Source organism: Brevibacillus ruminantium (assembly GCF_023746555.1).
GTDB classification, from domain to species: domain Bacteria; phylum Bacillota; class Bacilli; order Brevibacillales; family Brevibacillaceae; genus Brevibacillus; species Brevibacillus ruminantium.
The window spans coordinates 4901219-4914339 of record NZ_CP098755.1; the positions used below are offsets into that span (position 1 = coordinate 4901219).

Sequence of the window (13121 nt, forward strand, 5' to 3'; positions counted from 1 at the left end):
TTGGCGAACATAAGAATCTTTGTTATTTCGAGTCAGGGATTATCTCCCCAGGCAATCAAATGTTCACGTCCGAGTGATTCAAATGTGGGCATCGAATCGTCACCTGAAACAGAAATTAGCACTGCACTACCTATGCCAAGGTAGCTAAACTGACTTAACATATTAGCCGCAGGATACTCTCCAGGCAGCAAAGGGAGGGAGTCAATTAACAATGCCCCTGTTTCGTGATCTTTTATCGACATAAACCAATAACCAGCTGGTGAATTATATGTCAGAGAAAAGTCCAAAGTGATATTCCGTGAATCCACAGGAAGCGTACATGTAAATTCTTGGTTCATCCTAGGGGTAATAGGTAATATTGTATTCGCCATACTTCACCCTAACCTCCTGACACTTTCCTACGAATTTGTTCTAAAGTACTCACATCTACACTTTTGGGCTCTTGCTTTCCTCGATTAATCTGATCCGTTACCGCCGGTTTGCTGCTGATCTTTACGGTTCTAACCTGTGCTACCATAATTTCACGTAGAGTTACTGTGCAGCGTAAGCCGTACAGGGTTGTGTAATCGTCAGGGGCGTTGATCTCTTCGATCAGCATGTTTTGGTATAGTCCAAGCCTCGTATGGACCTGGAGGGGTACCCGTAATGCTTGTAGCTCCTGAAGTACCTTAAAAGCCTGCACAGATCGGCTCCAGCCTCCCGTAAACTGACCGGGGATAAGACTAGCAGCTGTATCTGACATGCCGATTTCCATCGTCAACTCTTTCGGTTGCAGGAATGCGTGGTCTGTCAGTGCTGCCCCGGTCTGCACAGGATGTTCTGTAATATTTAATCGGCTGGCATGAGTGGAACGTAGGTACGCGTCGAAGAAATATCCGCCCACATTCGTCTTGAGATATACGAGGGATGCAATTGGCTGTGAGTTAAGGTCCAATATTGGATTTCCGGCCATCAACATTACCTCCTACCTAAAAAAGTGGACGCATATTACGAATGTTAATCCCTGACCAAGTTTGCTCCACTTCCCTTGCAACACCTTTCGGATCATTACTGGTGATATGGTAAACCGGTCTATTGTCATTGCTGATAAATGTCTGGTTTGAAGTCGCATTAGATGAATACATATAGCTGCCTGGATACCCTCCGGAAGCCATCGTCTGGTAATATTGGAGAACGTCAGGGTTGATTGCTGCCGCCAGGAGTTTGAAACCACTGTTAAGGTCCTGATTAAACCCACGAATTCCTTTTACTAACTCCGACTCATTCAGCGCCTTTTTGAACGACGGCTCCAAGTTCCGGGGCAAGCTGTTCACGCTGTTTTCCAGCCTTGTATCTTGTGGACCTGGTGAGGTTGGGGCACTCCCTTCCCGTACCCGTCGCAAATCATCTTTGGACATATTTTTCATGCCGCCTGAAGGTTTCTGGTCATCATAAGCCTCTCCAAAAAACTCCCGATTTGCCTCTTCCTGCAACGCTTCATCGCCCGTGAGTAAAGCCCGTAGTGATTTCAACGAGAAAATCACAGTTTGTATGGTGTCGTTAATAGACTCAAGCGCGAACAACAAATATCCTTCAAGGTAGTCGCCAATAATCTGAAAGACTTGCTTTGTCTCTTCCGTTTCATAAAGTTTGTCAATCAATTTGGATACTGCCTTGTAATCCTCGGAGATTTCTTTGCCCAAGCTGACAAACGATGCTTCCAGCCCAGACAGAACCCCTTCCTCATTTAGGCGGTCGAAAACATCCGAAACCCAACCGCCAAAATCCTGTACTACTTGCTTGGCAACACTGAAATTCGATTGGACACCTTCTTTGAAGTTTTCCAGAGAGCCGTTATCCTCAAATTTTTGGTACAGCCGGACAAGCCAATCCCATGAGTTCTTGAACCAGGCTTCAGCTTTTCGCATGCCGCGCTCAAAGTCATCAGCGAATCGCTTTATGACACCAGTATCTTTTAGGAGGTCATAAAAGCCCTTAAGCTTTTTCCACATTGGCTCAAGCGCACTCTCGCCGCCCTCCATGTACGTGTAAAAGTCATCAAGCAGCAGCAGTATGCCGGTTAAGACAGCGGTTATTAACCCGAACGGTCCTGTTTTGAGGATGAAAGCGAGCCCGAGTAAAGCAGCACCAATAAGTTTGATCGAACGCGGTATACGCTCTCCAAGCTCGGAAAAAATCCTGTAACCATCAGCCCCGGCCTTTACCAGGGTTGCGCCAAGGCGACCAATCCAGCTCATTGCCTGAGCTACCTTCTTGGTCCAATTCGGCATGTCTTTTACAACATGCTTGTTGATCCCTTGCAAAGTGGTCTTTACCCGAGTTAGCGGACCTTCCATGTATTTGAACAAGTGATAACCGATCCACTGGAGCGAGTATGTTGCGCTCAGGCGGAGCTGCTGGAATTCAAACTGTACGGAGCGGACAAATTTCATCTGCTCTTTGAAGTCGGTCGGCGGGCGCATGTCCTTTATGGACGCACGAAGCCGATGAAAGTCCTGCATAAGCTCCGGGCTGAGGTAGAGGTCTTCTATTGTGGCGCCCATCACTTTGAGCGTATTGGTCAGTTCTTCGGCAGCGTTTTTCGAGATGCCCATGCTGCGGGCAAACTTTTCGTTTTCCAGGTCAGCGGTTGCCAGACGGCCAAGGAAGGCGTAAAGACCGACGTTAGCAGACGCCAGCGCTGAAACAATCGCGGTGCCCGCAAGAGCAAACCCTTTGATCGTTGATCCGGCAAAGTCCTTTACCCCTTTTTCTACCTTCTGGATGGTCTGCTGGGCGTCGTTAAAAGACTTCTTGTCCACCTGCATGCCGAGCGAGACCAAATATTCTTTGATAACGTCGATCATCACATCATCCCCCTTTCCCGCAGTCTGGCAGCCTCTTCTGCCCTTCTCCTGTTTTCTTCTCTCACCTCAAGGATCTCATGGGCATCCAGCAAGTCATCGATGTCAAATACATCACGAACCACCTCGCTGTGAGTCCAAAGCCCTCCAAGGACAGGTGCGAAAAGAAATTCATCCACGTTTTCTAATCTTGCCGGGATGAAATCAAGCCCCCCACCAGGCCACCGAGTCCGCTGCCTTGAAAAAAACTTGTCAGATTAAACCCCAAAGCATGAGCAGTAAGAGTCATGATTGTCACAGTATCGTCCTCTAAGTCAGACACACCAAACGAACCGTTATCGTCTAGCACCTGCGCCGGGCCGGCGGGCAATAGTTCATAGCAAACTCGAAGCGCCTGGTCTTGAATATAGGCAAAGTCCTTCTCGGGGATGTTGCCAAGATGCCCCACAATCCCTGCAATCTCAGTGACGTCGATATCTTCCAAATCGACATCCTCTGTTGATATGGCTTTGAGATTGGGCTTTAGCGCCGCAATCATTGGAGCCAAGATTGCAGTCAGTTTCACCACCATGAATGAACCTACCCGGGCCGAAAATTTCTTGATCCGAAACTTTCGCCCATTCACTTCGACATCTTTAAAACGTGGTTGCATGAATTTTTCCCTCCAAAATAAAAATAGAGCCCCATTGGCTCATTCAGCTTGTATTAGGCTACGGCTTGGTCGATATCTGCTGCCATCAGCACCCAAGACACTTGTTGGCCCTGTGCCTGGTACGGTCTGTCCGGAAGTTTTTGGATAGCTGCTCCCGTTGCTCGGATAAGGTCCTGCATAGTGGAAGAGCGAACATTAACGTTTATCCCTGCCCACTCTGAGGTTGGCGCTTGTTCCAGGTAGTTGTATAGCTTTAAAAGCCACTTGTTGAGATCAGACGTCTGCTGAGCAGAGATTGTAAGACTGCCGTTTCGTCCTAGAACTTTTGATACCATGACAGACCCGTCTGCCGAAACATCATGTGTGGTACGATCGGTTGTCATCGATACAGAAATGCTACCTAGGCCTGCTCCGGTTGCTACATACTGCCCTACTGCTGGGTGAGAAATGACCATTGATACATCCGCAAAGCTATACGTTGTATGAGACATCCATGACTCCTCCTTCCCTAGCGATTTACCGTTACGTTAATAACGACATGTTCGATTGCGCCAGCCATTTTCACTGGTACGTAAATGGGCGGTGCAAGTCGGGCATCTCGTTCCTCTTGTGTCTGGTCCTCAATTCTTCCTGCGAGGACAAGGTATCCTTTGGACAACGTATCTCCTCTTTGCAACGTTAAAATTGGAGGACCTTTCCACACGCCCGGAGCAATCGCGCCCCGTGTAACAGATTTCTGACACTGTTCCGCAATTGCACTCATCAGTAAGGACAAACCATCCTCTGCTTGCGGGATTTTCTGCGCCATAACGAGGGCATTGACTGCGCCGATCTGGATCTCTGCTTGGAGCATGTCAAGGTTCAGCACCTCGTCGAAATGCACTCCGCTCGCTACCTTCCCTTGTACAAGCAGTTTGAACTTGGATCCATAATTTGTGTAAACATTGCCATTGAGTTCGAGGATTTTTTGTACTTCGGTTGTTGAAAGAGGCTCAGGTGCGACACCAACCAAGGTTTTATAAGCCATGGTATACGCCGAATTTGCACCCCCGGTGTTAGCCCCCATCGCATATCCCATCGCGGCTGCAGCAGCGTGCGGAGTCGTGCTGTATTGACCAAAGCTCCGTTTGTACCCCTTGTTTTTCAACGTTTCCATGATGTTACCAGTAGCGCCTGTTTTCACGTCCTCGTCGCTTGTTGTATAGAAGAACACAGACGCTGGTTCCATCGCTTCAACTGCCGCAGCAGTCACCTCGATATCGTCTTTCGTAGCGTTTGTCACATAGCAGGCGTACCAATCGCCATTAGCAGCACGACAAGCTGCAACTGCTTCCGAGGACGTCTCTCCTTCATCCCATCTACCAATTACAATTTTTGAAGGCGTAGGAGTCTGGCTGTAGTAAAGTGTGGCTGCTGCATATTCGGGGTCAGATTCTTTCCAGCCCCCCGCCTTCATGTCGGTGAGACTTGAATAAATTCTTACACGTTCTGAATCCGGGATCACTTTCGATTTCCCAACGATTAGACCAATGTCGAATGTCCCAGCACTTTGTGCCATGGGTGACACTATGACATTAACCTTGACAATTTCATCAAGAGATTGTGCCAAGAAAAACACCTGCCTTTATTATCTATTTGGGATGACCTGTACTTCGGCCGATTCGATGTAGTTGACTTTGGTGGATCGGGTTACTTTCTCATTGAAACGAGCCACCAATGTGCTCCTTTCCCACCATTGCCCCTCGAAAAGCTCCGGTAGCCGGTACGGAGTAGGGGCGTCTGTGACAAGATACATCGGCGCGAATAGCAAAGGATTCAAAAACAATCCCGCCCTCACTTTGTCAGCATCGTCGTAGCTACTGGGGCCATAGAAAGTCCATGAAACTTGAATGAACCGGGTATAGCTGGCTATCCGATCCGCTACCGTTTCGTTGTCCCTGTTGTAGCTGATCTCAACCGGCTGTGCGTATGGGTCGTTTTCAAAGGAGACAAGAATAAACCCGACATTCTCAGTTCGCTTCCAAGCTGGAGCGCCTTCTGCCGGGTATCCGATGCGTATTCGTTTTTGTGTTGCTTTAGCCGCTGGGTCAAGGCCAAGATTCTTTACAGTACATTCCCAAAAAATATCTTCTATCTCAGACATCTGCAGCGCTGAATCTGCCATCTAATCACCCTCCATCCTCTGGGCAACTGCTTTCCAGTAACCATAGTCACCATACGGAAAGACTTGCTTCACACGGTACCTTTCCCCGCGCCACTCGATTTGATCGGAAGTACCTTCTTCGCGGGTTTGGAACAATTCCTGAGTGGCATAAAAACACATCAGTCCGGTAACTCGATCCCCTTCAGGTAGTTGCTCCAGCGTTTTGGCATCAGCGACGGTTATGACCCCTGTCACTCTGATTTGTTTCTCCGCAGACGCCTCCCAATCTCCCCTCACCCACTCACCAGATTGACGGTAAACCACATATGTCTGGGCAAAATCGGGATCGGTAATCACTTCGCTAACATCGATCACATAATCATCCTCCCTACTTCACGACATACGTGATAGCTTTGCGGAGTTCGCCAGTATTAATGAGCGGCTTGTTGCTGCCTTTCCCCTTGATAAACTGGTTCCCATCTTCATCTGGCTTACTTCCATTGATCGTGATGGGAGAGTTAGGGGGCCATCCATTTTCTGGATTCGTAAACCAGTCACGAGCGAAGTTTTGCCCCATTAATCCTGCTTTGTGCAACTCCGGCTCTGGATCCCCACCATCCAAGGCAACCTCAGATACCTTTCTCAATTGTTTCGCAAGCGCCTCTTTGTTGTGTTCAAGCGCGGGCTCAATCACCGGTCGGGGTGGAGTATGCCATAGTGGCGATCCGTGCGTTTGAAGCCATAACTGATAGGCTTGGCTGTACGTCATTTCGCCACTCTCAACTTTGGGGTTCATCTCTTTTCTCATCGCTGACTTACGAACACCATGTGTTTGGACATACAGCAACTGAGCATTGTCAATGGGCTGGCCCTTTTCTTCTGGCCGTTCCCCACCTTCGGGGATACCCACATAGACCTGTTTTTTTGCCAATCTGTCGAGAATCTTTTTGATTTCGTCCGTTTTATCAATGCCTGTTGTAACTTTGGCGATAGCGCTGAACAAGGGTAGTCACCCCCTCAGTAAACATACATGCCGCCTTTTCCGACCAGCCGGCCAATCGTCGCCAGCTGCTGGCCGTAGATCGTTAGCTTCCAAGCGGCCCATCCGTCCAAGTCCTGCGCAATCAGGGAGTAATCAATGCTTACCGATACGTCACCGACTGATTTTGAGGTTGCCAGTCCGCGAGTTTGTCCAGCCTTGAGGACTCCAGCGGCGCCGCTGTTTGGATCGGCAGTGCCTTGGAGATACAGCGTGCAGAAATGGGCCACGAACCAGCCCATAGCGACTTTCCAGTAGGAATGCCACCGAGCCTGCAAGATGCAGGCATTTGCCAGGTCAATATACATTTGCACGATCGGCTGAGCGATTACAGTCTTCCCCGTGTCGTCTGGGCCGAATTGAGGGTATACAGCAATAAAATCCTCAAACGTAAAAGGTGGATTGCTCCCGGTCCTAATGTTGGAAGCAATCCCGATGATATCCGAAACACTCGTATTTATGTTGTTTGCGATAGACATAGGATCGCCCCAGTCCTATTGGATTTCGCTTTCGGTTTCTGCAGTTTCCTGGGGGCTCTCTTTGACATCGGTCTTGCCACCTTCGTTTTCTTTCTTTTTGCCGCGGCTGCCGCGCCCTTCTGTTGCTTCTGCCTCAGCAGCTTTTTCATCCTGCTTGGTTTCGAATACCGACACTTCCCCTACGCTGCTTGCAAGTTTGAACATAGCCGATTCAGTAACCCAGTCCGGCACATCCGCAAAACTATGGGATTTAACAATCACGGCAGGCTCTTGGCCCGCCGGATGATCGAATTTGAACGCTTTTTTGGAAAAGATACGCATGTCAGTTCCCCCTTAAATTCCATCCATATAGCGGATGCAAGTATCGTACAGCACTTTGACTTGGCCCAATTGAGCAGCATATGCGGTCATATAAGACATTTCAGTAACTTGTGGCTGAGTCATTACGCGGCTCAGAGGAACTGGCAGATCGAAGTTGATGCGATCTTCTTCGTTCACATAGGCAACCATGCGATCTTTGCCACCGGTTCCCGCTGCCGTGCACCAGCGAGAAGGAGCAATAACCAGGTCAATGCCTTGGTTGCGAGCGATGTTGTTTTCCTCAAGGTATTTCAAAATAGAAATATTTCCGGCGTCACTTACTTTGCGATTAACAAGATAAGTATATTGAACCGGTGGAAGCAGAATATGGTTTGCCATACCTGTTAAGTCGTATTCTGAGGCGGCCCAAGTTTCAGTAATCAAAGAGTTTACGTCATCTAAGATCTCATCTGGCGTTTTCGATTGCCATGTAGAGGACCCAGAAGCGCCATTTGGTGCCGCCGATGTAACGATATCAGGGTTGTTTACAAGGCCATACACATCCATCACTGGGAGTCCGTTATAGACCAAGTTGTCAATTGACTTGTTGTAATTCAAACGAATGCCTTTATCCAGGATATCATCCAAACTACGCCCGATATTTTGGAGTTTGGCTTGGTCAACGAAAGGCACTTTCAGGATGTTAGACCATGTGAAGACCTTCCATACATCCTTGTTCAGATTGGCCTGCATGATTGGAATGTTATTGGTTTCGCCACCAATAATGCCACCTTCATTGCCGCCGGTAGTGGCGTAATCTACAAAGTAGTTGGACGAATATTCCACCCATCCGCCCCCAGTTTTTGCTACGATATCGCGTGTCCATGTTACGCTTTGCAACGGTTCATGCAAGCGAGGATCACGTTTTTCCAATTCAGCATTCAAAAATGCCATACCATTACCAATAGCAGAGTCATTCATCATTCTTCCGCTGCCAAGCCCTGGCACTTCAAACACTCGTTGAGATTGATTGGCTGCCAAATTCATTTTGTGTTTCCCCCTTTATTACGGATTCACCCGAGTCAGAATAGTGACTTCTGCCACTTTGTTCGCATCCAGTCTTCCGGTTGTCCATTTCAGATTCGGAATTTCAACTGTGTTTGCACCGTCTGCTGCTGCTTCAAAGCCGCCAATCACGCCGTCAGGGATGCCAGCGTTTGTGGCGATACGAACATAAACAGATCCACCGGCCTTTGGAGTACCGACATTGCAGACAACTGTCAAGCTGCCGCGAGTTGCGACGTCACAAGGTTGACCTGGAGCATAGAAGCCTTGAGCAGAGAAATAGTCCGTCGATTGTTTTACCTCACGAACTGCGATACCTCCGAATGTAGCGGCTGTGCCGTCTGCTCCAAATTTGGAATAGGTGTTGTCGTCATTGAGAACAACAGGGTCCCCGAACTTGATGTTATCTGTATCCGTAGGCTTTACAACCCGATTGTCGATTATGGCATCAGCACTACGAGAGATATTCCCGGGATAACCCAGATTCAGAGATTTACCGATTACTTTTCCTGGCATGTTTCATCATCCTTTCTGTGCGCAATTAGGCGCGATCTTTGTAGTGAGGATTGAACTTTTTAGCCCATTCTTTACCAAGTTGGGAAAGGTCTTGTTGTTTGCTATCAGCGGCATTCTTCTTGTCGTTTGCTACCGTGCGTTGGCCTCGTTGAATGGCAGCATAGGTATTCTTACCCGTTCCTTTTCTAATCGCTGCAATAGCTGCATCCGTCGCCTGCTTTCGTTGTTTCGGATCAGGGATAGCCGCGATAATCGGCTTGATTTCTTTCAATGCCGCGATTTTGTATGCATTGTCCAAAGCGCTCTGTGGACGCTCTTCAGCAGGGGCAACAGGACCCTCTTCGTCCATCATGGATTCAACTGGAATTGTGTGAGCTTCTTCCTCTTCATCTTCCGCGATGTCTTTTTTCTCCAGTTCGCTGATCAATTGGTCGATAGCGTCTTCCGGTTTTTCGTCCTCTTGCTCTTTTTTCGCAAGTTGAGCAAACATTTCTTTAAGCTCTTGTACCTGTGCTGCCAGAGCTTGAATAGCGGGGTTTTCATCCTTTTGCTCGTGCTTTTCTTCGTCTTCATCTTGTGAAATTTTTTCTTCAGTTAGGGCATCGACTGCATCTTTGATTTCTTCCGGCTCAGCATCCTGAGCAAATTGCTTCAGGCCGATTGCGGCCAATAGGTCAGTGACACGAGATTGCGCTTTACGCGGCAATGTAATTTTTTTCTTCATGCTTCTTTCCTCCTTGGAATCTCTTATTGCAACGCGGTCACCCGCCCTGCCACTTTTCACTACGGCAACGTGATTGCCGCGAATATCCTTTTGTTGATACGTACCGTCATTCATGGGTTCGTAGGTGCATTCGTATCCGCATGAAACTTCTCGTTTTCCGTCCTGGATCTCATTGATTAACGTCTCGTCATGAACCACCAAGTCGGCCAGCAGCAGGTCACTGTTTTCCCCGGACCCCTGCCGAACGTTTTGCACAACCCCTTTGGAGTATCTGGTTGCATTACCGGGCGTAACCGCCTCCACGGGATGTTCGTCGGTCAGGATCTTCCCCTCAAAGCTGGCAATGGCAGCAGGACTGAACACATCCTCAGGACTGCGATACACTTTTACAATTTTCCCTCGCTGATCATCGGCTCCGATTTCCTCACCGAGGTACTCATACCAACCGGCGCGAGCGATTGGAACGTTGTGACAGATCAAAAATCCTTCTGGTGTGGCCGTCATATTCTTGCTGAAACGCGAACCGTAATATGCTCTTCTAATTGTTCTCACCCCCTCTCAGGCAATAAAAAAGAAGCCTTCTCTTGGCTCCTGTGTTCACTGTTTGTGTGTTCTGGTTACCTGATCGAACAGAACTTTGTCCCGTTTATCCAAAGAGAGATCGACCAAATGGTTTCGTAGAGCTTCCTCAGCACACCGCGCGTTAACTTCTGTCGCCAATTCGATGCATCTTTCCGAAACCCAATACTCCTCTCTTTTCAAAGGCACGCAGATAAGGTACCTACGCAATTCTAAAGCGTTTAAATCCACCCTCATTACTATCGCGTGATGTTCCAATGGCAACCCTAAATTCAAAGGGTCTTCCACAATTGCTACTTCGTCACCGGGTTTAAATTTCAATTCGAATTCACCTCACATGATTTTTCGAATTGTTTTCTCCTTTTAACCACGACATCAATCTCGTTTATTCCCGCGACGCATGCTCCAATGCATCGTCCAGGATATCCGGGATGCGCATCATTCATTGCTCGACACATCGAAAGCAAGGATTTCACTTGTTCTTCGAATTTATCCCATTCTGTCGAATCGCTCATGAGGGTCCAACCTCCTACATAATCCTTTCAAATTGCTTCCTCGTCATACGCTGAATACTTCCGTTGTAGTAAATCTTCGCGGGCCATCTTACCAGGTTCAGATCAATCACAGGCTCGGGATAGCATCTGCAGTTAAAGATTTCACCTGCGTTGTAGTTGCCGAATGTGCGATTCTGCCCATCAAGTTTTTCAGGAGACGGGGGAGCATTCCATTTCACTAGTACGCCATCCATGATCTTGTGCGAGCTACGCACCCTTGAATCCTCGCTTGTGCGCCAGACGTACCAATCAGCCCCAACAAACTCGCTGCGGGCCTGTGTGAGAGCCGTAGACGTCTTACTCACTTCGGTACGGGCGATCAGGTTCGCCTTCGCTTTTGACGCCTCAGGAAAGTATGCCTTGATTTGTTCGGCAATCTCACTTGACCTGGTTCCCTTCATGACCTCACGCATAACATGCTTGTTAACCTGCTTTGCCACATCGAGAGGTAGAGATTTGATGACAGCAGCATTACGCTCTACTTGCTGCCGGACAGACGCGCCAATCGGCCCGCGCATTTCTTTTTGCAAAGCCTGGTAGATGAGTCGCCCCCTGCTGTTATGTTTTGCTGCTTGCCTCCATGTTCTTCCCGCATCACTAAACAGGTGAGTAACCATTTTCATGGCTTGCGCTTCGGCATATGCCACGAAATCCGAGTTGTAGGCATAATCCCTGATTCGACTAAGAATTTCCGAGGCGTCTTCCAAACCGTCCAAGGATTCGCCTAAACTTCTCAAAGCTGTTTGAATCGCTCTGCGGTATGCCTGCTCGATCCGGCGTTTCGGTGCCCATAAATCCGCCATAGTCTAAATCACCACCAAACCCAAGCTCTCCCTGATGGAAAGTATCGTCAGCCTGCTCGATGTCGTTATCTGTGATGTTGCTAAACATGCCGACTGTTTCGGACATTTGCTTCAGCTCTTTCATGGCAATCTTTTGGCTGATGAGTCCGGCGTTGTACGTCTCGATGATTGATTTTGTTTTCTTGTCGGCTAGTTCAGCCACTTCCTTGTCATCTGGCGTCCGGATCGGATTAAAGGCATAATCCAGGTCATCCGGGATTGCTCCAAATTCGCTCATACACATGATCGGTAGCAGTTTATCAAGGATTGGTCCAAGGATGGACTCTTGCCCCTGCTGAACGATCTCGTAATAGTTCTGCATGTCATTCTCTCCAGTTGCGTTTAGACCGGCTGGAGAGCGTCCAAACAGCTTTGTAACCGGAATCTGGCATGCCCCAGCAATATCGAGCATGAAACTTTCGTAAATATCATTAAGACCGGCGAATGAATACTGGTGTGTTGCGAAGTCGTCCTCTTTGTTGAGGATATACATTCCCATGTTAGACATCAGCCAGTTTTGCATTGTTAAAGTGTTGTACAAATCCTTTTGAGAGCGTTCATCCCCGACAGCTAATAGCTCGCCAAAATCGCTCATTTTGAGAACGCGCAAGTTGGCAAGAAAAATAAGCTGGGCTATATTCCAGCTCGTATTGTCGCGTTTCTTCAGTTCATCAAAGACCACTTCAACCTCAGACGCGCCCCAATACACCTCTGCAAGCTTCTCCCAATAAGGAAGCTCACGGCCCATGAATCGAATAATTCGGCTGTGGTGAACGTTTGCGACCTGCCCATCTTCTAATGTCAGTTGGTACGACTGTGGCAAGCCGAATTCAGGGTCGTCTAGGTCCTCGACAAGCTCGGGATTGGGATAGATGCCTGACCATCGATCTACGATCATCAAACCCTTCAGAGAACCCGGCATGATTGTGTCGTAGTCTAAAGGCTCATGTAGGATGTCTTCGTGCCCTTCGATCATGATAAGACCAGCTGCGCCGCCGTATAACCGGCCCCATTTCAACCCTTGGAGGATCTTTTGTCGAATCCTTCTGACGCGCCATACCTTGTCCAGCTTTCGGATTTCGTCAGGAGGAAGCTGTGTCGTTATGGTTATCCAGTTGCGGGTCATGTCTTCCGGGATAGTGTCGATGATCTTTCTGACGATCCAATGCTCGCGGTACAAGGTATTCATAAGCTGATAGTTTTGCGTCAGCCTGGTCAAATTGTAGTTGGTGCCTTCCATCAGGTTCGGTGTGCCTGCCCCCAACCTCGCCAGAACGTTTTGAAAAGCGTCTGTGGTCAATCCTTTAGGTGTCTTAGGCACCGGACTCTTAGGAGGCATCCTAGCGTCTTTTACGGCGTTTCTTTTGCGTCTGCTCAATTGTTTA

The 13121-nt window shown here is 48.4% G+C and carries 17 protein-coding genes; all 17 read right to left on the reverse strand.

Annotation, left to right across the window (positions count from 1 at the left end; all coding sequences use genetic code 11):
• Positions 1–32 precede the first annotated feature (32 nt).
• Entirely contained in the window at positions 33–371 is a 339-nt protein-coding gene (locus NDK47_RS24045; protein WP_251872262.1) for a phage baseplate plug family protein, read from the reverse strand.
• 8 nt (positions 372–379) lie between these two features.
• A complete protein-coding gene (locus tag NDK47_RS24050; RefSeq protein WP_251872263.1) occupies positions 380–952 on the reverse strand; it encodes a phage baseplate protein in 573 nt (190 codons plus the stop codon).
• A 16-nt stretch (positions 953–968) separates the two neighbouring features.
• Positions 969–2846: a phage tail tape measure protein gene (locus NDK47_RS24055; protein WP_251872264.1), complete on the reverse strand. Its 1878-nt coding sequence runs from the start codon at positions 2844–2846 to the stop codon at positions 969–971.
• Positions 2846–3022 (reverse strand): hypothetical protein, encoded by a 177-nt coding sequence (locus NDK47_RS24060; protein WP_251872265.1) that lies wholly within the window; start codon positions 3020–3022, stop codon positions 2846–2848. Before NDK47_RS24060 ends, NDK47_RS24055 begins: the two co-directional genes overlap by 1 nt.
• Before the next feature lie 5 nt (positions 3023–3027).
• Positions 3028–3495, reverse strand: coding sequence for a phage tail assembly chaperone (locus tag NDK47_RS24065; RefSeq protein ID WP_251872266.1), 468 nt, complete (start codon positions 3493–3495; stop codon positions 3028–3030).
• Positions 3496–3548: 53 nt separating this feature from the next.
• The gene (locus NDK47_RS24070; RefSeq protein WP_251872267.1) at positions 3549–3986 is read right to left on the reverse strand and encodes a tail tube family protein; all 438 of its coding nucleotides are present in this window, start codon (positions 3984–3986) and stop codon (positions 3549–3551) included.
• Between the two features lie 17 nt (positions 3987–4003).
• Positions 4004–5104 carry a DUF3383 family protein gene (locus NDK47_RS24075; RefSeq protein WP_251872268.1) on the reverse strand — a complete coding sequence of 367 codons (1101 nt, stop codon included), beginning with the start codon at positions 5102–5104 and terminating at the stop codon, positions 4004–4006.
• 18 nt (positions 5105–5122) lie between these two features.
• Positions 5123–5659, reverse strand: a complete 537-nt coding sequence (locus NDK47_RS24080; protein WP_251872269.1) for a phage neck terminator protein — start codon at positions 5657–5659, stop codon at positions 5123–5125.
• Complete coding sequence (locus NDK47_RS24085) at positions 5660–6013, reverse strand: hypothetical protein (RefSeq protein WP_251872270.1); 354 nt, start codon at positions 6011–6013, stop codon at positions 5660–5662.
• Positions 6014–6026: 13 nt separating this feature from the next.
• Positions 6027–6641 (reverse strand): hypothetical protein, encoded by a 615-nt coding sequence (locus NDK47_RS24090; protein WP_251872271.1) that lies wholly within the window; start codon positions 6639–6641, stop codon positions 6027–6029.
• Positions 6642–6655: 14 nt separating this feature from the next.
• Positions 6656–7156, reverse strand: coding sequence for a DUF4054 domain-containing protein (locus NDK47_RS24095; protein WP_251872272.1), 501 nt, complete (start codon positions 7154–7156; stop codon positions 6656–6658).
• 15 nt (positions 7157–7171) lie between these two features.
• Positions 7172–7477, reverse strand: a complete 306-nt coding sequence (locus NDK47_RS24100; RefSeq protein ID WP_251872273.1) for a hypothetical protein — start codon at positions 7475–7477, stop codon at positions 7172–7174.
• Positions 7478–7489: 12 nt separating this feature from the next.
• The gene (locus tag NDK47_RS24105) at positions 7490–8503 is read right to left on the reverse strand and encodes a DUF2184 domain-containing protein (protein ID WP_251872274.1); all 1014 of its coding nucleotides are present in this window, start codon (positions 8501–8503) and stop codon (positions 7490–7492) included.
• Positions 8504–8521: 18 nt separating this feature from the next.
• Positions 8522–9037 (reverse strand): structural cement protein Gp24, encoded by a 516-nt coding sequence (locus NDK47_RS24110; protein WP_251872275.1) that lies wholly within the window; start codon positions 9035–9037, stop codon positions 8522–8524.
• A gap of 25 nt (positions 9038–9062) precedes the next feature.
• Positions 9063–10313 carry a DUF2213 domain-containing protein gene (locus tag NDK47_RS24115; RefSeq protein WP_251872276.1) on the reverse strand — a complete coding sequence of 417 codons (1251 nt, stop codon included), beginning with the start codon at positions 10311–10313 and terminating at the stop codon, positions 9063–9065.
• Positions 10314–10869: 556 nt separating this feature from the next.
• Entirely contained in the window at positions 10870–11610 is a 741-nt protein-coding gene (locus NDK47_RS24120; RefSeq protein WP_251872277.1) for a phage head morphogenesis protein, read from the reverse strand.
• A complete protein-coding gene (locus NDK47_RS24125; RefSeq protein WP_251872278.1) occupies positions 11576–13114 on the reverse strand; it encodes a phage portal protein in 1539 nt (512 codons plus the stop codon). Before NDK47_RS24125 ends, NDK47_RS24120 begins: the two co-directional genes overlap by 35 nt.
• Between the last annotated feature and the right edge of the window lie 7 nt (positions 13115–13121).